The sequence below is a fragment of the Pseudomonas arsenicoxydans genome, from assembly GCF_006438915.1.
GTDB classification, from domain to species: Bacteria; Pseudomonadota; Gammaproteobacteria; order Pseudomonadales; family Pseudomonadaceae; genus Aquipseudomonas; species Aquipseudomonas arsenicoxydans_A.
This window is the reverse complement of the sequence record NZ_RCZE01000013.1, coordinates 126,829-146,614: the sequence shown is the minus strand read 5'-3', so window position 1 is coordinate 146,614 and position 19,786 is coordinate 126,829. Positions and strand designations below refer to the sequence as shown.

The window sequence follows — 19,786 nt, the reverse complement described above, 5'->3', positions numbered from 1 at the left end:
CATTCACTATTAATGTTGCCTGACAAATCGCCTTCGCGAGCAAGCCCGCTCCCACAGTAGAACTGCGCGTAGGTATCTATCCGCGATAGATCAGCTGCGAAGCCTTTTCGTTACGCAACGTCAGGTGTTCCATGCCCTGCCCCGCAGCCTCGGCCTCTTCCCGGGCCTTGAGGATCACGCCATGGTGCGGCGACTTGCTGCACACCGGGTCGGCATTGGCGGCATCGCCGGTGAGCATGAATGCCTGGCAACGGCAGCCGCCCAGATCCGTGTGCTTTTCATCGCACGAGCGGCACGGCTCCTTCATCCAGTCATCGCCACGAAAACGGTTGAAGCCAAACGAATCGGTCCAGATGTGCTCAATGCTGTGCTCGCGAACGTTGGGAAATTCCACCGGCAACTGGCGGGCGCTGTGGCAAGGCAGCGCGGTACCGTCCGGGGTGATGTCGAGAAACAGATTGGCCCAACCGTTCATGCAGGTTTTGGGGCGCTCTTCGTAATAATCCGGGGTGACAAAGATCAGCTTGCACGGGTGGCCCTGAGCCTCAAGCCGCGCGCGATACTCGTTGGTGATGCGCTCGGCGCGCTGCAGTTGTTCGCGGGTGGGCAGCAGGCCGACGCGATTGAGTTCGGCCCAGCCGTAGAACTGACACGTGGCCAACTCGACAAAATCCGCTTCCAGCGCCAGGCACAAGTCGATGATCTGTGCGATCTGGTCAATGTTGTGCCGATGGGTGACGAAGTTCAGCACCATGGGATAGCCCTGGGCTTTCACCGCGCGGGCCATGGCCAGTTTCTGGGCGAAGGCCTTGCGGGAGCCGGCGAGCATGTTGTTGACCGCTTCGTCAGCCGCTTGAAAACTGATCTGGATATGGTCCAGCCCGGCCACCTTGAAGTCGCGGACTTTCTGCTCGGTCAGGCCGATGCCCGAGGTGATCAGGTTGGTGTAGTAGCCCATGTCTCGCGCGGCTTTGATCAGTTCGGCCAGGTCCTGCCGCACCAATGGCTCGCCGCCGGAAAAGCCCAATTGCGCGGCACCCATTTCGCGGGCCTCGCGAAACACCCGGATCCACTCCTCGGTGCTCAGTTCCTCGCCATGGCGGGCAAAATCCAGCGGGTTGGAACAATACGGACATTGCAGCGGGCAGCGGTAGGTCAGCTCCGCCAACAGCCACAGCGGTGGGCCGACGGGTGAATCATTCAATCCAGAATTGCGCATGAGCCACCTCCAGAAATGCCAGCACATCCTCATCGATCCCCGGCACGCCGGGAAAATTCGCGGTCAGTCGTTCTATGATCGCCGAGACACTGCGCCGGCCATTCACCAGATCGAGGATCTGCCCGGCGCTGGCGTTGAGTTTGATCATGCCTTCGGGGTACAGCAGCACGTGACAGTCCTGGCGGGGTTCCCATTGCAAACGAAAGCCCTGGCGCAACGACGGCAACCACTCGCGATGGATCAGGCTCACAGGGCAATCCCCCGGTGCCAGACTTTATTGGCCGTGACAGTGTGATAAGGCGGGCGCTTTAGCTCGTAGGCCATGCTCATGGCGTCAAGCATGCTCCACAGCACGTCGAGTTTGAATTGCAGGATCTCGAGCATGCGTTGCTGCGCCTCGCGCGTGACGTAGTGCGTCAAGGTAATGCGCAAGCCGTGCTCCACATCACGCCGGGCCTGACTCAAACGGTTGCGAAAATAGTCATAACCGCCAACGTCGATCCACGGGTAATGCGTCGGCCAGGCGTCGAGTCGGGACTGATGGATCTGCGGGGCGAACAGTTCGGTCAGCGAACTGCTCGCCGCTTCCTGCCAGCAGGCGCGGCGGGCGAAATTGACATAGGCATCGACGGCGAACCTCACGCCGGGCAGCACCAGTTCCTGGGACAGAATCTGTTCGCGATCCAGCCCCACCGCTTCGCCCAGACGCAGCCAGGCTTCGATGCCGCCCTCACTGCCGGCCACGCCGTCGTGGTCGAGAATCCGTTGCAACCACTCACGGCGCACGTCGCGGTCCGGGCAGTTGGCGAGGATCGCGGCATCCTTGAGCGGAATGTTCACCTGGTAATAGAAGCGATTGGCGACCCAGCCCTGAATCTGCTCGCGGCTCGCGCGGCCGGCGTACATGGCTTGGTGGAAGGGGTGATGAATGTGGTAATAGGCGCCTTTGGCGCGCAGGGCGGCTTCGAATTCGGTGGGGGTCATTGCGGGGCTGGTCATTGCGGGTCTCCGATGGAATTGCGGTGTCGGGTCTGGCCCCATCGCGGGCAAGCCACGCTCCCACAGTTGATCGCGTAAACCTGTGGGAGCGTGGCTTGCCCGCGATGGGGCCATCCGCTACAACTCAATACTCATGCCGTCATAAGCCACTTCGATCCCACGCCGTTCCAGCAAGGCGCGCTCAGCCGAGTCTTCATCGAGGATCGGGTTGGTGTTGTTGATGTGGATCAGCACCTTGCGCTGGCGGGTAAAACCTTCGAGTACCTCGAGCATGCCGCCGGGGCCGCTTTGCGACAGGTGCCCCATTTCGCTGCCCAGGCTTTGGCCGACTTCGCAGACGCGCATCTCGTCGTCACGCCACAAAGTGCCGTCCAGCAGCAGGCAATCGGCACGCTGCATCCAGCCCAGCACTTCGTCATCGACTTGCCCCAGACCCGGCGCGTAAAACAGCGACGCGCCGCTGCGCCGGTCTTCAATGAATAAGCCAATGGTGTCGCCCGGTTGCGGATGGCCGCGGTTGGGCGAGTACGGCGGTGCGTTGCTCACCAGGGGAATCGCACGCCATCGCAAGTGCTGGCAGGCAGGAATGCTGAACGGCTGACGATCCAGCCCGATCGGTTGCCACTGCAGCCCGCCGTTCCAGTGGCGCAGCATGTTGAACAGCGGAAAGCCGCTGCTCAGGTCCTGGTGAACCCGTTCGGTGCACCAGACGGTATGCGGACAGCCTTCGCGCAGGCTCAGCAGGCCGGTGCAGTGATCGATCTGGCTGTCGAGCAGCACCACGCCAACGATGGCGCTGTCACGCAACTGGCGAGCCGGTTGCAACAGCGGAAAACTGGCGAGCTGCGCACGAATGTCCGGCGAGGCATTGCACAGCACCCAATCCACACCGTTGTCGCTCAGGACAATCGAGGACTGGGTGCGCGGTTGTGCCCGCAGGCTGGCATTGCGCATCCCGGCACACTGGTGGCAGTTGCAATTCCACTGCGGGAAACCGCCACCCGCAGCGGAGCCGAGAACGCGAATGTGCATGAATGAGGCTCCAAAAGGCAGGCCCGGCCAACCCGACGGCTGGCCGGGTGAGCAATCAACGGTTGGCGAAATACATCGTCACTTCGAAGCCAATGCGCAGATCGGTAAACGCGGGTTTAGTCCACATGGGTCAATCCTCTTCTTGTGCCGGGCGATTCCGGTAAAGCCATTAATGCACGGGGCGTCGGGCGCCCGAATGCTACTTTCGAAGGAGAATGCGGGGTGCGTTGGTAGGGGGTGTTGCACGATTTTCCATACGCTGCAGACCAATGTGGGAGCGGGCTTGCTCGCGAAGACGGCGTCACATTCAACACATTCGTTGACTGACAGATCGCTTTCGCGAGCAAGCCCGCTCCCACAAGGGGTTACCGTGATTCCAAGGGTCAGAAGAACCCCAGCGGATTGATGTCGTAGCTGACCAGCAGGTTCTTGGTCTGCTGGTAGTGATCGAGCATCATCTTGTGGTTTTCCCGACCGACGCCGGACTTCTTGTAACCACCGAACGCCGCGTGCGCCGGGTACAGGTGGTAGCAGTTGGTCCACACGCGCCCGGCCTTGATCGCCCGGCCCATGCGATAGGCGCGGTTGATGTCGCGGGTCCAGAGGCCGGCACCGAGGCCGAACTCGCTGTCGTTGGCAATCGCCAGCGCTTCGGCTTCGTCCTTGAAGGTGGTGACACCCACCACCGGGCCGAAGATTTCTTCCTGGAATACGCGCATCTTGTTGTGGCCCTTGAGCAGTGTCGGCTGGATGTAATAGCCGCTGGACAGGTCACCTTCAAGCCGCTCGGCGGCGCCACCGGTGAGCAGTTCAGCCCCCTCCTCCTGAGCGATTTTGAGGTACGAGAGGATCTTGTCGTATTGCTGCTCCGACGCCTGGGCGCCGACCATGGTTTCGGTGTCCAGCGGGTTGCCGCGTTTGATCTTGACGATCTTCTTCATCACTTCGGCCATGAACGGCTCGTAGATCGATTCTTGCACCAAGGCCCGCGATGGGCAGGTGCACACTTCGCCCTGGTTGAAGAATGCGAGCACCAGTCCTTCGGCGGCTTTTTCGATGAACTGTGGCTCGGCGTTCATGATGTCTTCGAAGAAGATGTTCGGCGACTTGCCGCCCAGCTCGACGGTGCTCGGGATGATGTTCTCGGCGGCGCAATGCATGATGTGCGCGCCGACCGGGGTGGAACCGGTGAAGGCGATCTTGGCGATGCGCTTGCTGGTGGCCAGCGCTTCGCCGGCTTCACGACCGAAGCCCTGGACGATGTTCAGCACGCCCGCCGGCAGCAAATCGGCGATCAGTTCAGCGAAGACCATGATCGACAGCGGCGTCTGTTCGGCCGGTTTGAGCACGACGCAGTTACCCGCGGCCAGGGCCGGGGCAAGTTTCCAGGCCGCCATCAGCAGCGGGAAATTCCATGGAATGATTTGCCCGACCACGCCCAGAGGCTCGTGAAAGTGATAGGCGGTGGTCAGTTCATTGATCTCGGCAGCACCGCCTTCCTGGGCGCGAATGCAGCCGGCAAAGTAACGGAAATGGTCGGCAGCCAATGGCACGTCGGCGTTCAGGGTTTCGCGCACGGCCTTGCCGTTGTCCCAGGTTTCGGTGACGGCGAGGATTTCCAGGTTTTGCTCGATACGGTCGGCGATTTTCAGCAGCACCAGCGAACGGTCCTGGGCCGAAGTCTTGCCCCAGGCATCCGCAGCGGCGTGTGCCGCGTCGAGGGCCTTTTCGATGTCGGCGGCGCTGGAGCGCGGGAATTCGGCAATCACTTCACCGGTCACCGGCGAGGTATTGGTGAAATATTCGCCATTGACCGGCGCGACAAATTCGCCGCCGATGAAGTTGCCATAGCGCGGCTTGAAGGAAACAACGGCGCCTGGGGTTCCGGGTTGTGCGTAGATCATGGTGGGCCTCTGTCTGGGTCGATGCCTGTCGTGCCGACAGGCGATTGGTCGTAGGTTTACCGATAAGAGTCGGGTGCACCTTTGTGGCGAGGGGGCTTGCCCCCGTCCGGCTGCGAAGCAGTCGTAATTGTCGACGCCGCGGTGGGTGCCAAGAATGTAAGGGGCCGCTTCGCGACCCAACGGGGGCAAGCCCCCTCGCCACAGGTAATTCATCTCCACAGGGGTTACGCGGTGGACTGGGGGTCAGTGCTTGGCAACGAGGTCCTTCGGCAGCTTGAAGGTCCAGAGCATGCCGCCCTGGTTGAAGTCCTTGATGCGCTTGGCCACTTCCCCGCCCCACAACGGTACGGCGCCGCCCCAACCGGAGAGGACAGACACGTACTGTTCGCCGTCCATTTCCCAGGTCACGGGCGAACCGAGTACGCCGGAACCGGTCTGGAATTCCCAGACTTTCTCGCCGGTCTTGGCATTGAACGCCTGGAGGAAACCTTCCGGCGTGCCGGTGAACACCAGGTTGCCCTTGGTGGTCAGCACCCCACCCCACAGCGGCGCGTAGTTCTTGTGGCGCCAGACTTCCTTGCCGGTTATCGGGTCGATGGCGCGCAGCACACCGATGTAGTCTTCGTTCAACGGTTTGATGGTGAAACCGGCGCCGAGGAACGCCGCGCCTTTTTTGTAGGCGATGCCTTCGTTCCAGATGTCCATGCCCCACTCGTTGGATGGCACGTAAAACAGCCCGGTGTCGCGGTTGTAGGCCATCGGCATCCAGTTTTTCGCCCCCAGGAACGCAGGCGCTACGAACACCGAACTGCCCTTTGGATCAGAGCCCGGCGCGCCTGGGCGACTGGCTTCGTTGTAGATCGGCCGGCCATCTTTATCCAGGCCGGTGGCCCAGGTGATCTTGTCCACGAACGGGAAGCCGCGGATGAATTTACCGTTGGTACGGTCCAGCACGTAGAAGAAACCATTGCGGTCCGCCGTGGCCGCCGCTTTGATTTCCTTGCCGCCCTCGGTGTAGTTGAACGAGACCAGCTCGTTCACGCCGTCATAATCCCAACCGTCGTGGGGCGTGCTCTGGAAGTGCCATTTGATGGTGCCGTCGTCCGGGTTGAGCGCCAGGCGCGACGACGAGTAAAGGTTATCGCCAGGACGCAAATGCGAGTTCCACGGTGCCGGGTTGCCGGTGCCGAACAGCAGCAGATTGGTTTCCGGGTCGTAGTAGCCGCCGAGCCAGGGCGCGGCGCCGCCGGTCTTCCACAGGTCACCCGGCCAGGTCTTGCCGGCTTCACCGCCGGAGATGCCGTTCTCGATGGCTTTGCCGTCCTTGTAGACGTAGCCCATGTGGCCTTCAACAGTCGGCCGGACCCACAACAGGTCGCCATTTTTCGGGTCGTACGCCGAAATCTTGCCCACCACGCCGAACTCGCCACCGGCCACGCCGGTAATCAGCTTGCCGTTGATCACCAAGGGCGCGGCGCTGATCGAATAGCCTTCCTTGTGGTCGGCCACCTGCTTGCTCCACACCACTTTGCCGGTGTCTTTGTTCAGGGCCACCAGCTTGGCGTCGAGCGTGCCAAAGAACACCAGGTCGCCATACAGCGCCACGCCACGGTTGATCACGTCGCAGCACGGACGGATGTCATCCGGCAGGCGCGCATCGTATTGCCAGAGTTTCTTGCCGGTGCGCGCATCCACCGCGAACACTCGCGAGTAGGACCCGGTCATGTACATCACGCCGTCCTTGATCATCGGCTGTGCTTGCTGGCCACGCTGTTTTTCGCCGCCGAAAGAGAATGCCCAGGCAGGTCGCAATTCCTTCACGTTGTCGACGTTGAGAATATCCAGCGGGCTGTAGCGTTGCCCCTGGACGCCGAGGCCGTTGGTGACGATTTGCTCCGGGTTTTTCGGGTCCTGGAGAATGTCCTGGTCGGAGACCGCGGCCAATGCCTGGCCAGACAACAGCATGGCACTGAGCAGCAGGCTCAAGACGAAGGGCTGGCGACGTGCGGGTTGAGTCATGACGGCTACCTCTGCGGTTTTTTGTTATTCGCGGGAGAGTTTCCCGGCGTAGTGCAGATTCTTGGGCGCCGTCGCCCCGACAACAATTACCCGCAATATGGAGATTCCTAATCCCTTAGTAGCGGGTCGAATGCGTTCAAGCGTTACTTGGCAGCAGCGCAATCCACCCGCGTCATCTGCCCACGCTCGTAGCGCGGGTACAAATGACTGACGCTGCGGATCAATTCATAACGGCTCAAGGTGATCCCGGCGAAACGTTCGGGGATCGGACTGCGGATCATCTCGGCCATGTCGGTGCCATTCGCCGCACCCGCTTGCAGCAACTGGTCGAGCCAGGTCAGGTAGTCGCGCATTTGTTCGAAGGGTTGTGGGTCGCCGGACACGGGGCCGTGACCCGGCACGATCAGCGTCCAGGGCAAGCCTTGCAGGGTGGCAATGTCCGCCAGCCACACAGCCAACCCGGGGCTGTTGGGGGTAGTCAAGGCCCGTTGATAAAACACCAGGTCCCCGGCAAACAGCACGCCGGTTCTCTGGTCGAGAATAGCCAGATCCGCTCCCGTATGCCCACCCAGGCCCAGCAAGCGTATATCGTGATTCCCAAAACTGCGTACGCCTGGCGTCACGACTTGATTGGGCAACACCACTTCGGTGCCACGCATCCAGTCACCCACCATTCGATACATGTTCTCGGCCAGCGCATCACCTTGTTGATGCAACAGCTCAGTGGTTCCCGCCAGTGCGCCGATGGGCACGTCAGCGAACGCCTGATTGCCCAGCACATGGTCCGGGTGATGGTGGGTCAGGAACACCTGAACCACCGGTTTATCGGTAATCGCGGCAATCGCCTTGCGCATCGCCTCGCCGTAGCGTTTGGACGGCCCGGTGTCGATGACCACTACTCCGCCCTCGGTGACAATGAACGCGGTGTTGACGATATTGCCGCCGTTGGCTTTGGCGAAATTATCCGTGCTGCCTTCCAGCAGCCAGGTGTCTTCGGCGATCTGCCGGGGCTTGAGCGAATACTCAAGATCGGCCATGGCCGGCAGGCTGACGCTCAACACCATCAGCAGTATCCAGCGCATGAAAGGCTCCTTGGGCTCAGGGAATCGACGCATCAAATTCATTGCCGCTGTTGTCCCGAATAATCAGACGCGTCTGCCCTGCCCCTTCGATGTCGAAGGCTAGATTGGGGTTTTCACTGACGGCAGGAAACAGCTCCAGCCGCGCCAACAGCTGGTCATCGGCACTTCGCAGCTCGGCATGGTTGATGAAAAATTCAGGGACGCCACTGACCATGCCGTTGTCCATCGGATGCGCCACCTGTACGCGCAAACGGCTGAAGTCATTGCGCGGATAGCGCGCGCCCAATACTTCGCCGATGTGATCTTCCCAGCCGGGCTGTGTACGCACCACGCTGGGTGCGGTGCAACCACCGCCTGCCGCGTCGATCAGGGTCGAACCGACATGCCACAGCCCATCGCGAGTCAGTACCGCCGCGCGCAACGGGGTGGCCTGTTCAATGCGGATACGGATCGACAACCACGGCAATACGCGGTCCAGCGGCTGGAAGTCGACGATCTTCGGCAGCGGATTGAGCTCGGCCCAGGCGAGGATTTTCACCACCTCGCCCTTGAATGCTCGCGCATCGATTTCCAGTGGCACCTGCCGGGCATCTTCGGCGAATGGCGGCGCCAGCAGCTTGACCCGGTCATCAAAGACAAAAGGAGCGTCGCCGAGCATTTGCTTGTGATAGAACGCCCACATAACCGACGGCACCGGGTCTTTGCCCGGATCGATACTCGCGGCGTGCGCGGCCAAGGGTAACCAGCAAGCCAACAGCCACAGGATTCGCCAGCTCATCACCCGCTCCTATTGATACATCTCCGGCACGTCATACCGCAGGCCGTAATGGCTGTAGATCGTCTTAACGGCACCCTCGCGGATCAGGCCTTCCAGCGCCTCTTCCACGGCATAGGCCAGTTGCCGATTACTTTCGTGCACGGCCATGCCGATCTCCCACAGTTGCTTGCCCATGTTCGGATAGGCGTTTTGCGCCAACGCCAGTTGCGGGTCGGCCGCCTCATGCACCTGCCAGTCGATTTCGCCACGCATGGCCATGACCGCGTCGACCTCACCGGCCTTCATCGCAGCAAAGGCCTGGGGTACGCCCGGGTAGTGGTGGGTTTTACCCGCGAGCATGCCGTTGAACACCGACGTCAGGTAGAACGACGGCACACTGTCGACCTCGACGCCTATCGGATGCGAGTCGAACACCGCCACGCTGCCGACCTTGTCCAGTCGGCGCTGATCGTAGGCCACCTGCCATTGTTCGTTCTGATAGGGACCGAACATCACCACATGACCGTTTTCCATTTCGCCGAATTCGTTGCGCTTCTGGGCGTAGTCACGGTCATAGGGCACACGCATCATCAGGTCGGCCAGTTGCTGGTTGTGCAAGGCACTGGCGCGCCAGATGTAATCACGCAGATCGTCATCGAGTTTTTCCCCGGCGGGCGCCCAGATCAGCGTCAGGCGTACACCGAGGGCCTTGGCCAGGGCCTCGGCAAGCTCGACATCCACGCCTCGGGGCTGGCCGGCCTGCTCAAAACTGTAGGGGGCGAAGTCCTTGTAGACCGCCACTTTCAGCTCCCCGGCGGCGATCATTTCGTCATAGTTGCGAACCTGCGCCTGCACCGTCTGGCAACACAGCCAAACCGCACTGATCAACACCGCGAGCAGACGCATGGGATCACTCCTCGACGTGAACGCTGTCCAGGTAAGTGCGCACTGCCCACAACGCTTCCTGGCTCAGGTAATCGGCCATTTTCGGCATGTAGACCCGACCGTCACGCACGGCGCCATGACGCACGCGTTCGACGAACCATTCGTCTCCTGTCTCACCGACTTCGAGCAGGCGCAGGTCGGGGGCAATCCCACCCGACTTGGCCTCCAGGCCATGACACGCCGCGCAGTTCTGGTTGTAGGCCGACGAACCGATTTCCAGGGCTCTGTCGTGCTCCGGGGAGGCTCGATAGGGGTTGGCCGCGGCCCAGCCATCGCCATCCACCGTTACACCGGCGTCCTTGATCGGTGTCAGACCCTGGGTTTCTACCGCTTGCGGTACCACGTTGCCGTGAGCCCACACGGAGCCCGCGCTGATAAAGCCGGCCAGCAGACCGACGACGAGCAAGGCGTTGCGTTTTGTTGTCATTGTTATGCCCTCAGGATTGCACGCAAAACCTCTTGTCAGAGGCTATGGCACTCATCTTAGAAACGGCATCGCCAACACCCCATGCTGCTTTGGTGGTCGCCTTCTAGTCCCTTGGTAGTAAGGCGATGGATGCACACCTCAGGTACGTCGCCAACGGGCCTGGTGTCCCGGCGTGACCGGAAAACCGCGCTGCCGGGCCCGGGTTACTACCTTGGTACTGGCTCACCGCTACTTTCTGCATATTTCCTCTGTTCCACAGGCTTCCTATGCTGGCGCTACCTTGTAAAGGAGCGTCCTATGCGCCTGCTTGCCCCTTACGCCTTGCTGTACCTGCTGGCAATTGCCTGCGCCGCCGGCGTGGCTACCCAGAGCCAGGCTGCGCAGGCGCCGCTGGAGGTGCGGATCGGCTACCTGGGTTATCGCCCCGATCCGGGACCGCTCCTGTCGAACGTGATTCCCGAACCGAGCGATGCCGGACTGCGCGGCGCCGAACTGGCGATCACCGACAGCAACAGCACCGGACGTTTTCTCAACCACAGCTACGTCCTGGTCAGCGCCAGCGTCGACAGCCCCGAAGCCTTGCTCGATGCGGCCAACACCCAACACGCGCAAGGTCTGCGGTTGTTTGTGGTGAACGCCCCGGCCGACAGCCTGCGCCAGCTCAGCGCCGCCCTGCCCGACAGCCTGATATTCAACGCCGGCAGCCCCGATGACCGCTTGCGCACCACCGATTGCCTGTCGAACGTGCTGCACACCTTGCCGAGTCGCGCGATGCTCGCCGATGCGCTGGCGCAATTTCTGGTGGTGCGCAAATGGCAGCGCGCGTTGCTGATCGTTGGCCCGACCGCCGACGATCAAGCCTACGCCGCTGCCCTGCGCCGCGCGGCCAAACGCTTCGGCCTGCAACTGGTGGCGGAAAAGGCCTGGAGTTTTGATAACGACCAACGTCGCAGCGCCCAGGCAGACATGCCGCTGTTCACCCAGACCGCCGAATATGACGTGGTGCTGGTGGCCGATGAACGCGGCGACTTTGGTGAATACGTGCCCTACCAGACCTGGTACCCGCGCCCGGTCGCCGGCACCCAAGGACTGACACCGGTGGGTTGGCACAAAACCGTGGAAACCTACGGCGCCGCGCAGTTGCAAAAGCGTTTTGAAGCCCAGACCGGTCGCTGGATGAACGACCGCGACTTCGCGGCCTGGATGGCCGTGCGCAGCGTCGCCAGCGCGGTGAGCAAACTGCGCCAGACCGAGCCGATGGCGATCCGTCAGCTGGAAATCAGCGATCAACTGCCGCTGGACGGTTTCAAGGGACGCAAGCTCAGTTATCGCCCGTGGAACGGCCAGTTGCGTCAACCGATTCCCATCGTCCAGCCCCGCGCCCTGGTCAGCACATCGCCGCAGGACGGCTTTCTGCATCCCTTCAATGAAATGGACAGCCTGGGTTACGACAAAACCGAGGTCAGCTGCCGCTTTCCCTGATCCAGCTTTCCACAAGAACGACAACAAAAAGGAATCTGCCATGCGCCGCACCCTGCTCTGCCGCTCCCTGTTTTCCGGGGCCCTGCTGTTCGCCGCCGGGCATGCCGCCGCCAGCACCGCGTGGGTCTCCAACGAAAAGGACAACAGCCTGAGTCTGATCGACATGCAGACCCTGCAAGTCACTGACACCCTGCCTGTCGGGCAGCGCCCACGCGGCTTGTTGCTGTCCCACGACAACAAGCTGCTGTACATCTGCGCCAGCGATTCCGACCGGGTCCAGGTGATGGACGTGGCCACACGCAAGATCATCAAGGAGCTGCCCTCGGGCAAAGACCCCGAGCAATTCGCCCTGCACCCAAACAACCGTTGGCTGTACGTCTCCAACGAAGACGATGCGCTGGTCACGGTGATCGACACCGAAACCTCCAAAGTCCTCAGCCAGATCAACGTCGGCGTCGAACCCGAAGGCATGGCCGTCAGTCCCGATGGCAAGTGGGCCGTGAACACCAGCGAAACCACGAACATGCTGCACTGGATCGACACCAGCACCCAGACCCTGGCCGACAGCACGCTGGTGGACCAGCGGCCACGCTTTGTCGAATTCAATCAGGACGGTTCACAGCTGTGGGCGTCAGCGGAAATCGGCGGCACGGTGACGATTCTTGACGTCGCCAGCCGCAAGATCCTCAAGACCCTGAACTTCCAGATCAAAGGCGTACACCCGGACAAGGTGCAGCCCGTGGGCATCAAGCTCAGCGCCGACGGCAAGTACGCTTTCGTCGCACTGGGCCCGGCCAATCATGTGGCGGTGATCGATGCCAGGACGTTCGAGATTCTCGACTACCTGTTGGTCGGGCGGCGTGTCTGGCAGCTGGCGTTCACCCCCGATCAAAAGCAACTGCTCGCCACCAACGGCGTCAGCGGTGACGTATCGGTGATTGATGTCGACAGCCTCAAGGTGAGCAAATCGGTGAAAGTCGGACGCTACCCTTGGGGCGTGGTGGTGACGCCATGAACGCCCTGGAAGTCAGCGACCTGAGTTTTGCCTATGGGGCTCGGGAAGCCTTGCGCCACGTGAATTTCGAGTTGGCCCCGGGGCGTTTCGCTGCCTTGCTGGGGCCCAACGGCGCCGGCAAATCGACCCTGATCGCCCTGTTGACCCGGCTTTATGATCTTCAGCACGGCGACATCAGGGTCGGCGGCAGTTCATTGCGCGATGCACCCCGCCCTGCGCTCAAGCAGTTGGGCGTAGTGTTCCAGCAAAGCACCCTGGACCTGGACCTCAGCGTCGAGCAGAACCTGCGGTATCACGCGGCGTTGCATGGTCTGTCCCGGCGCCAGACCGGTATCCGGGTTGAGGCTGAGCTGACCCGTCAAGCGCTGAGCGAACGCCGAAGCGAACGAGTGCGCGAACTCAATGGCGGCCACCGCCGCCGAGTGGAAATCGCCCGCGCCCTGCTGCATGAGCCGCGCCTGTTGCTCCTCGACGAAGCCAGTGTCGGACTCGATCCGGCCAGTCGCCTGGCGCTCAATCAGCACATACGCAACCTGTGTCGTGAACAGGCCATCAGCGTGCTTTGGACCACCCATTTGCTGGACGAAGTGCAGGCTAGCGACGATTTGCTGATCCTCCATCAAGGCCGGTTGGTCGCCAGCGGACAGGCCGATGTGCTGAGCCTGGAACATGGCGGCGATCTCGGTTCGGCTTTCACTCGACTGACCACTTCAGGAGCGGCGCGATGAATGCGTACTGGCATTGCTTCAGCGGCATCGTACTGCGTGAATGGCTGCGCTTTGTGTTGCAGCGCACGCGGTTTCTCAGCGCCCTGGTGCGGCCGCTGTTGTGGCTGCTGGTGTTCGCGGCCGGCTTCCGCGCAGCCTTGGGGATCGCCATTATCGAACCCTACGACACCTACATTCCGTACGAGGTCTACATCATCCCGGGCCTTGCCTGCATGATCCTGCTGTTCAACGGCATGCAAGGCTCACTGTCGATGGTTTACGACCGCGAAATGGGCAGCATGCGCGTGCTGCTGACCAGCCCGCTGCCGCGGACCTTTCTGCTGTGCAGCAAGCTGCTGGCCACGTCGCTGATTTCCCTGTTGCAGGTGTATGCCTTTCTCGCGATCGCCTGGCTCTATGGCGTGCAACCGCCGGCCACGGGGTTATTGATCGCGCTGCCGGCGTTACTGTTGGTGGCGTTGATGCTCAGCGCGCTGGGCCTGTTGCTGTCGAACGCCATTCGGCAACTGGAGAACTTTGCCGGCGTCATGAATTTCGTGATCTTCCCGCTGTTTTTCCTGTCCTCGGCGCTGTATCCGTTGTGGAAAATGCGTGAAGCCAGTGAGTGGTTGTACTGGCTGTGCGCATTGAACCCGTTCACCCATGCGGTGGAATTGGTGCGGTTCGCCCTTTATGAACGCTTCAATCCGCTGGCGCTGGCGGTGTGCGTGGGGCTGACGATCTTATTCGCGCTACTCGCCGTACTCACCTTCAATCCCCAGCATGCAGCCCTGCGCAAATCCAACTGACCACCCAAATCCAACTGTGGGAGCGGGCTTGCTCGCGAAAGCGATCTGTCAGCCAACATCAATGTCGTCTGATACACCGCTTTCGCGAGCAAGCCCGCTCCTACAGTTGATCTCCATCAGCAGGGCGTTGAAATTACTACTTTAGTACTGGTTTCCCTGTCTATCGTCGCATTCCCAAAGCGCCCTGCCTGGCATGTAATGGGTCCATAACTATAAGGATCGACCCCATGCCGCGTGCCCGACGTTGTCTGTTGCGCCCTTCTTTCGCTGCGCTGCCGCTCTGCCTGGTGCTGAGTGCTGCGCACGCCGAATCACCACTGTTTTCCGCCGACGGCTATCGCATCAACCTGTACCGCAGCCCGACGCCGGACAGCCTGCAAGGCGCGACCATTGTTGACACCCCGGCCTTGCAAACACTGCTCAGTCAAACGCCGCCACCGCTGCTGATCGATGTCTACCGCCGCCAATGGCTGCAAGGCCAATTCATCGAAGACCAGCCCCATGAAAACCTGCCCGGCAGCCACTGGCTGGCCAACACCGGCGACGGTGACCTGACGCCCGACTGGCAAGGTTATTTTGCGCGTAACCTCAAGGCATTAACCGCCGGGGACCCGGCACGACCGCTGGTCTTTTATTGCCGCGCCGACTGCTGGCTGAGCTGGAACGCCGTCAAACGAGCGTCCGCGATGGGCTATAAGACACTGTATTGGTATCGCGACGGCCTCGATGCCTGGCAATCGGCCGGGCTTGCCGTGACACCGGCCCGCCCCGAGCCTTTCCCCTGATCTTTACGCTGGCGTGTTGTTGCCACACCCTAATCAAAATAATGAGGTGAAAGGCTATGTACAAAATTCTGATTGCCGACGATCACCCGCTGTTTCGCGAAGCGATTCATAACGTCATCAGCGACGGTTTCCCGGGCACCGAAGTCATGGAAACCGCCGACCTCGACAGTGCCCTGGCCCTGACCCAGGAACACGACGACCTGGACCTGATCCTGCTCGACCTGAACATGCCCGGCATGCATGGGCTTAATGGCTTGATCAATCTGCGCAATGAAGCCCCGACCATTCCGGTGGTCATTGTCTCGGCCGAGCAGGACAAACAGATCGTCCTGCAAGCCATTACCTACGGCGCGGTGGGTTTCATTACCAAGTCGTCCCCGCGCACGCAAATGACCGAGGCCATCCAGCAAATTCTCAATGGCAACGTGTATTTGCCGCCGGACATCATCCGCACCACCCGAACCAACACCCCCCGCCGGATGAACGACACGCCGAGCTTTCCCCCTGAACTGCTCCAGGCCCTGACCCGCAAGCAATTGCAGGTGCTTGAACGCATGACCAAGGGCGAATCGAACAAGCAGATCGCCTACACCCTGGAAATCGCCGAGACCACCGTCAAGGCTCACGTTTCGGCGATCCTGCGCAAACTCAACGTGCACAATCGGGTGCAGGCGATCTTGAGTGCCGGGGATATTGATTTCGGGTCTTACATGCGGCGTTGAAAAAGGGAGACCGCGTCGCCCCATTCGCGAGCAAGCCCGCTCCCACATTAGATCTTTGATCGTCACAAATTCTGTGATCACTGGAGATCAAATGTGGGAGCGGGCTTGCTCGCGAAGAGGCCGGTACTAGCGCCCTTGGAGTCAAGGTCGAGTGAGCAAATGACTCATCGCCGTCTTCAGCTTCATCGGCCGCACCGGTTTATGCATCAGGGTGTGGCCCAGTTCGCGGATCTGCTGTTTGAGTTCGTTGCTGTAGTTGGCGGTGATCATCATCGCCGGGATGGGTGACGTGCGGCAGGCATTGATCCGGGCCACGGCGTCCACGCCATTTTGATCGTTGTCCAGATGGTAATCGGCGATCAACAGGTCAACCTCGGCGTGGTAGTTGTCCACTTTAGGCGCCAGGTCCTCTTCCGACAGCGCCGTCACCACCCGACAGCCCCAGCCTTCGAGCAAGGTGCGCATGCCAGCGCAAATGGTGGCGTCGTTGTCCAGCACCCACACCCTTGCCCCGCGCAGGCGTTCAAGCATCGGTTCGCTCATCTGCAAGGTTGGCAATGGCTTGGGGGCCGTTGCGCTCAACGGCACTTCGACCGAGAACATCGAGCCCTTTCCCGGCCAAGAGCGCACATGAATCCGATGCCCGAGGATGCCAGCGATTTTCTCGACAATGGCCAGGCCTAACCCCAGCCCACGATCCTGGTCCGGACGCTGCACGTCACCGCGTTTGAACTCCTGGAAAATCTCTTCCAGGCGATTGTCGGCGATGCCCATGCCGGTGTCCCAGACCTGAATCGACAACCGCTGATGCAGGCGCCGGCACCCGAGTACCACCCGGCCACTGTAGGTGTAGCGAATCGCGTTGCTCAACAGGTTGCGCAGAATGCGCGCCAGCAACTGGATGTCACTGCGCACCAGCGCCGAACAGGCAATGAAATGCAGCTCAAGGCCCTCGCTGCGTGCCACCTGAGTGTATTCAGCCGCGAGGTTTTCCAGCAGTTCGCTCAGGGCGAACGGCGCAATATCGGCTTTGATGACCCCGGCATCGAGCTTGGAAATGTCTACCAGCGTGCCCAGCAGGTTCTCTACATCTTCCAGGGAGTTACTGACATTACGCACCAGAATCTCGTTGCAAATCGGTTCACGCCGCTCCAGCAACGCACTGGTAAACAAACGGGCGGCGTTCAGCGGTTGCAGCAAATCGTGGCTGACGGCTGCCAGAAACTTGGTCTTTGACAGATTGGCGTGCTCGGCTTCGAGCTTGGCCTCGCGCAACCGTGACTCCACCTGGCGGCGCTCTTCGATTTCACGCAACAACTGATCATTGAGGGTGGTCAACTCCGCCGTGCGTTCACGCACCCGCAGCTCAAGATTCTGATACGCCTGATGCAGCGCCTCGGCAGTGCGACGACGCTCGGTGATGTCGCGGATCAACACGAAAATCCCCACCACTTCCCCGGTGGCCAGGCGATTGGGCACGTAGGAGCGCAGCATGTAGCGCTCCTGATTATTGACGTTGGTCTCGGCGAACTCGAACGTGACGCTCTCGCCGGCCAGCGCTCTCGCCACGTAAGACTCCAGACGCTGGTAATGCTGTTCGCTGTGCACTTCGCGCAGGCTTTGGCCGAGCATTACGCCCCGGGGCCAGCAGTACCACTCTTCGTAGACTTTGTTGGTGAACTCGTAGACAAGATCGGCATTGAGGTAGGCGATCAGCGCCGGTACGTGGTCGGTGATGAGGCGAATCCAGCGCTCGCTTTCACTCAGCGTCTGGGCGTGCTGGTAGCGTTCGGTGATGTCGGTGAAGGTGTTGACGAAGCCGCCGGTCGGCAACGGGTGCGTGCGGATTTCCAGGACCCGGCCGTCATAGAGGCGTTGCTCGCATTCCTGTACCGGCCGCCCATTGCCATCGTGACTGGCCGGGGTCAGCAGGTTCAGCTCGCTGTCCACCATCACTTCAGCAAACAGGCGATGGGCCGCGACTGGCGCCAACCCGCTCAATTCGAGGAAACGCCGGTTCCACAATTCCAGAATGCCCTCGGCGTTGACCATGGCCACACCTTGGGACAGGTTATCGACCGCCCGCTGTAACAAATGCGACTTCTGCGCCACAGCCTGTTCGCGGCGGACGGTTTCGCTGAGTTTGACCTCGGTAATGTCGGTGAACAGCATCACCCTCCCACCTTCCTGGGTCGGCCGCTCGCTGACTTGCAGCCAACGCCCGTTCTGCAAGCGATACAGCAGACTCTCGTCGGCCTGCCCGCGCGGTTCTTCGGTGAACAGCCCATTGCTCATCATCAGGCGCTTGACCTCGGTCAGGCGCATGCCCGCGCTGATCCGCACTCGGCTGTTGCGCCAGAACGCCTTGAAGCGACTGTTGAACAGAACGATACGCTGCTCGGCGTCGAACAATACGAAGGCATCGGAAATGCTCTCGATGGCATCGATCAGGTGTCGATGCGCGGTCTCGGCGCGCAGGCGGGCCTCGCTGAGCAAATGGTTGCCGGCCTTGAGTTCGGCCATGGCCTGGTTCAAGGCATCGGTGCGCTCACGGACCTGCTCGGCCAGCACCACCGAGTGCTGGAACGCCGCGTACGGGTCATTGCCCCGGGTGATGCCCGACTCGATGCGCTCGATCAGCGCTGCGTTGATGCGCTGCAGTTTATGGTTGTCGTGGCGCAGGCTGGCCAGTTCGACCTGCAGCTCAGCGATGTCCTGGGGCACGGCCGCGGGCAATGGCAACGCCGGTGAAGGTCTGGTTGATGTGCATGCCATTGAACTGTTCTCCGTAGGTGTTGAAACCCATCACCCGTTGCTCGCGCAAAAACGTCCCGATCTCGTCGAGACTGCCGTCGACTTCCAGTTCCAGACGCCGGAGAAAACAGTCGCAACCGATGGTCAGCAACAGCTCACCCAAGCGCTCCTCCAATCCTTCGAACAGGCTTTTCAGGTTCGGCAGCATGGGCCCTGGGGTCATGGCGGTGAGCACGATGCCAGTCTCCACGGCGCAGTAAAAACTCAGGCTCAAGTCCGCGTGCACCTGCTGGATGGCGCGCACGTAATATTGTTCGTTGATCCTCACGGCCAACGGGTGCGCGGCGAAAATCCGGTGATCCAGCTCGTTCACGGGCACGCCGATGAGCCGCGCGTACTCGGCGGCGGCGGGTTCCGCATTGAGTTCATAGACACGGCGTGAGGCGCTGTCGGCCCCGGTGACCACCAGTTTTTCGGCCCGCGGCAGCATGTGGTGGGTGGTGAACACTTCGAAATCCAGCCAGGTGTTGACCAGCACGACGACCGCCGCGCCACTGTGGAACTCGCCGTCGAAGTAGACATGGGTATGGGTCAGGTAATTGTCGTCGCCAGCGGAACCGCCGAAATGCGGAATGTCGCCCAATGCCGCACTCAAGGCCGCGAGGACCATTTCTTCTCGGCTGGACAAACCATCGAGCAGGGTCAGGGCAAAACTGTTGCCCTTGATCGGTGCCAGGGTGTTACTGCGACAGCCGCTGACCAGGCGCTCGACCATCTGCTGCGCATCGATCAGGCTGAAGCGCTCCATCTCGTCGATCAACTCGAGCGCAATGGAAAAATGCCGGTGATCGAACCCGACCGCCGTCACGCAATTGCGTCCATAGCCCAACGGGGTGATTTCCCCGGCGCTGGTGCAGCCCACCAGGCGAATCCCCCCGAAACTGTCTTGCAAGGCTTGCCCCAGTGCTTGCAAGTCATACTCGGCGGAACAGAAAAAGAGCACGAAGCCCAGATGCGGGTGCAGCAATTGACGCGCCAGTTCCTGCGCCACTTGCCGGGCATCGGTGGCCTGGGACATTGCGCTGACGACACCTTCACCCTGGACCTGCTGCATCGTCGCCTCCCGCA

General features: G+C 61.1%; 19 protein-coding genes. 6 read left to right on the top strand and 13 right to left on the bottom strand.

What is annotated here, in order from left to right; genetic code table 11:
* Positions 1-76: 76 nt before the first annotated feature.
* From pqqE to pedF, 11 genes are all read right to left on the bottom strand, one after another.
* Positions 77-1,219, bottom strand: a complete 1,143-nt coding sequence (gene pqqE / locus EAH78_RS24960) for a pyrroloquinoline quinone biosynthesis protein PqqE (protein ID WP_140669958.1) — start codon at positions 1,217-1,219, stop codon at positions 77-79.
* Entirely contained in the window at positions 1,197-1,469 is a 273-nt protein-coding gene (pqqD, locus tag EAH78_RS24955) for a pyrroloquinoline quinone biosynthesis peptide chaperone PqqD (RefSeq protein ID WP_140669956.1), read from the bottom strand. The genes pqqE and pqqD overlap by 23 nt, the downstream gene beginning before the upstream one ends.
* On the bottom strand, positions 1,466-2,218 hold the full coding sequence (gene pqqC / locus EAH78_RS24950; RefSeq protein ID WP_140669953.1) for a pyrroloquinoline-quinone synthase PqqC: 753 nt from the start codon (positions 2,216-2,218) through the stop codon (positions 1,466-1,468). Before pqqC ends, pqqD begins: the two co-directional genes overlap by 4 nt.
* Before the next feature lie 117 nt (positions 2,219-2,335).
* Positions 2,336-3,250: a pyrroloquinoline quinone biosynthesis protein PqqB gene (pqqB, locus tag EAH78_RS24945; protein ID WP_140669951.1), complete on the bottom strand. Its 915-nt coding sequence runs from the start codon at positions 3,248-3,250 to the stop codon at positions 2,336-2,338.
* Between the two features lie 55 nt (positions 3,251-3,305).
* Positions 3,306-3,377, bottom strand: coding sequence for a pyrroloquinoline quinone precursor peptide PqqA (pqqA, locus tag EAH78_RS24940; protein WP_003253598.1), 72 nt, complete (start codon positions 3,375-3,377; stop codon positions 3,306-3,308).
* A 256-nt stretch (positions 3,378-3,633) separates the two neighbouring features.
* Positions 3,634-5,154: an acetaldehyde dehydrogenase ExaC gene (exaC, locus tag EAH78_RS24930; protein WP_140669949.1), complete on the bottom strand. Its 1,521-nt coding sequence runs from the start codon at positions 5,152-5,154 to the stop codon at positions 3,634-3,636.
* A 243-nt stretch (positions 5,155-5,397) separates the two neighbouring features.
* Positions 5,398-7,173 carry a PQQ-dependent methanol/ethanol family dehydrogenase gene (locus EAH78_RS24925; RefSeq protein WP_140669946.1) on the bottom strand — a complete coding sequence of 592 codons (1,776 nt, stop codon included), beginning with the start codon at positions 7,171-7,173 and terminating at the stop codon, positions 5,398-5,400.
* Positions 7,174-7,316: 143 nt separating this feature from the next.
* Complete coding sequence (locus EAH78_RS24920; RefSeq protein WP_140669944.1) at positions 7,317-8,255, bottom strand: quinoprotein relay system zinc metallohydrolase 1; 939 nt, start codon at positions 8,253-8,255, stop codon at positions 7,317-7,319.
* A 16-nt stretch (positions 8,256-8,271) separates the two neighbouring features.
* Positions 8,272-9,033, bottom strand: coding sequence for a quinoprotein dehydrogenase-associated SoxYZ-like carrier (locus tag EAH78_RS24915; protein WP_140669942.1), 762 nt, complete (start codon positions 9,031-9,033; stop codon positions 8,272-8,274).
* 9 nt (positions 9,034-9,042) lie between these two features.
* Positions 9,043-9,918 (bottom strand): substrate-binding periplasmic protein, encoded by an 876-nt coding sequence (locus tag EAH78_RS24910; protein WP_140669940.1) that lies wholly within the window; start codon positions 9,916-9,918, stop codon positions 9,043-9,045.
* A gap of 4 nt (positions 9,919-9,922) precedes the next feature.
* Positions 9,923-10,384 (bottom strand): cytochrome c-550 PedF, encoded by a 462-nt coding sequence (gene pedF, locus EAH78_RS24905; protein ID WP_140669938.1) that lies wholly within the window; start codon positions 10,382-10,384, stop codon positions 9,923-9,925.
* A 297-nt stretch (positions 10,385-10,681) separates the two neighbouring features.
* Between pedF and EAH78_RS24900 the strand changes: the two genes are divergently transcribed.
* The 6 genes from EAH78_RS24900 to EAH78_RS24875 all read left to right on the top strand — a co-directional run bounded on the left by EAH78_RS24900 (position 10,682) and on the right by EAH78_RS24875 (position 15,904).
* Positions 10,682-11,866: an ABC transporter substrate-binding protein gene (locus tag EAH78_RS24900; protein WP_140669936.1), complete on the top strand. Its 1,185-nt coding sequence runs from the start codon at positions 10,682-10,684 to the stop codon at positions 11,864-11,866.
* Positions 11,867-11,906: 40 nt separating this feature from the next.
* Entirely contained in the window at positions 11,907-12,881 is a 975-nt protein-coding gene (locus EAH78_RS24895; RefSeq protein WP_140669934.1) for a YVTN family beta-propeller repeat protein, read from the top strand.
* Positions 12,878-13,609, top strand: a complete 732-nt coding sequence (locus tag EAH78_RS24890) for an ABC transporter ATP-binding protein (RefSeq protein WP_140669931.1) — start codon at positions 12,878-12,880, stop codon at positions 13,607-13,609. Before EAH78_RS24895 ends, EAH78_RS24890 begins: the two co-directional genes overlap by 4 nt.
* On the top strand, positions 13,606-14,397 hold the full coding sequence (locus EAH78_RS24885) for an ABC transporter permease (protein WP_140669929.1): 792 nt from the start codon (positions 13,606-13,608) through the stop codon (positions 14,395-14,397). Before EAH78_RS24890 ends, EAH78_RS24885 begins: the two co-directional genes overlap by 4 nt.
* Positions 14,398-14,624: 227 nt before the next feature.
* Positions 14,625-15,182 (top strand): PQQ-dependent catabolism-associated CXXCW motif protein, encoded by a 558-nt coding sequence (locus EAH78_RS24880; protein WP_140669927.1) that lies wholly within the window; start codon positions 14,625-14,627, stop codon positions 15,180-15,182.
* A gap of 56 nt (positions 15,183-15,238) precedes the next feature.
* Complete coding sequence (locus EAH78_RS24875; protein WP_123435702.1) at positions 15,239-15,904, top strand: response regulator transcription factor; 666 nt, start codon at positions 15,239-15,241, stop codon at positions 15,902-15,904.
* A gap of 141 nt (positions 15,905-16,045) precedes the next feature.
* Here EAH78_RS24875 and nahK read toward each other — a convergent pair whose 3' ends face one another.
* Positions 16,046-18,679, bottom strand: a complete 2,634-nt coding sequence (nahK, locus tag EAH78_RS24870; RefSeq protein ID WP_140669925.1) for a hybrid sensor histidine kinase/response regulator NahK/ErcS' — start codon at positions 18,677-18,679, stop codon at positions 16,046-16,048.
* On the bottom strand, positions 18,609-19,772 hold the full coding sequence (nosP, locus tag EAH78_RS24865) for a nitric oxide-sensing protein NosP (RefSeq protein ID WP_140669923.1): 1,164 nt from the start codon (positions 19,770-19,772) through the stop codon (positions 18,609-18,611). Before nosP ends, nahK begins: the two co-directional genes overlap by 71 nt.
* Positions 19,773-19,786: the final 14 nt, after the last annotated feature.

What these genes read in the sequence shown, in the direction of transcription:
- pqqE (WP_140669958.1), bottom strand. Translation starts at nt 1,219, where the DNA reads ATGCGCAATTCTGGATTGAATGATTCACCCGTCGGCCCACCGCTGTGG.
- pqqC (WP_140669953.1), bottom strand. Translation starts at nt 2,218, where the DNA reads ATGACCAGCCCCGCAATGACCCCCACCGAATTCGAAGCCGCCCTGCGC.
- pqqB (WP_140669951.1), bottom strand. Translation starts at nt 3,250, where the DNA reads ATGCACATTCGCGTTCTCGGCTCCGCTGCGGGTGGCGGTTTCCCGCAG.
- exaC (WP_140669949.1), bottom strand. Translation starts at nt 5,154, where the DNA reads ATGATCTACGCACAACCCGGAACCCCAGGCGCCGTTGTTTCCTTCAAG.
- EAH78_RS24925 (WP_140669946.1), bottom strand. Translation starts at nt 7,173, where the DNA reads ATGACTCAACCCGCACGTCGCCAGCCCTTCGTCTTGAGCCTGCTGCTC.
- EAH78_RS24920 (WP_140669944.1), bottom strand. Translation starts at nt 8,255, where the DNA reads ATGCGCTGGATACTGCTGATGGTGTTGAGCGTCAGCCTGCCGGCCATG.
- EAH78_RS24915 (WP_140669942.1), bottom strand. Translation starts at nt 9,033, where the DNA reads ATGAGCTGGCGAATCCTGTGGCTGTTGGCTTGCTGGTTACCCTTGGCC.
- EAH78_RS24910 (WP_140669940.1), bottom strand. Translation starts at nt 9,918, where the DNA reads ATGCGTCTGCTCGCGGTGTTGATCAGTGCGGTTTGGCTGTGTTGCCAG.
- pedF (WP_140669938.1), bottom strand. Translation starts at nt 10,384, where the DNA reads ATGACAACAAAACGCAACGCCTTGCTCGTCGTCGGTCTGCTGGCCGGC.
- EAH78_RS24900 (WP_140669936.1), top strand. Translation starts at nt 10,682, where the DNA reads ATGCGCCTGCTTGCCCCTTACGCCTTGCTGTACCTGCTGGCAATTGCC.
- EAH78_RS24895 (WP_140669934.1), top strand. Translation starts at nt 11,907, where the DNA reads ATGCGCCGCACCCTGCTCTGCCGCTCCCTGTTTTCCGGGGCCCTGCTG.
- EAH78_RS24890 (WP_140669931.1), top strand. Translation starts at nt 12,878, where the DNA reads ATGAACGCCCTGGAAGTCAGCGACCTGAGTTTTGCCTATGGGGCTCGG.
- EAH78_RS24885 (WP_140669929.1), top strand. Translation starts at nt 13,606, where the DNA reads ATGAATGCGTACTGGCATTGCTTCAGCGGCATCGTACTGCGTGAATGG.
- EAH78_RS24880 (WP_140669927.1), top strand. Translation starts at nt 14,625, where the DNA reads ATGCCGCGTGCCCGACGTTGTCTGTTGCGCCCTTCTTTCGCTGCGCTG.
- EAH78_RS24875 (WP_123435702.1), top strand. Translation starts at nt 15,239, where the DNA reads ATGTACAAAATTCTGATTGCCGACGATCACCCGCTGTTTCGCGAAGCG.
- nahK (WP_140669925.1), bottom strand. Translation starts at nt 18,679, where the DNA reads ATGGCATGCACATCAACCAGACCTTCACCGGCGTTGCCATTGCCCGCG.
- nosP (WP_140669923.1), bottom strand. Translation starts at nt 19,772, where the DNA reads ATGCAGCAGGTCCAGGGTGAAGGTGTCGTCAGCGCAATGTCCCAGGCC.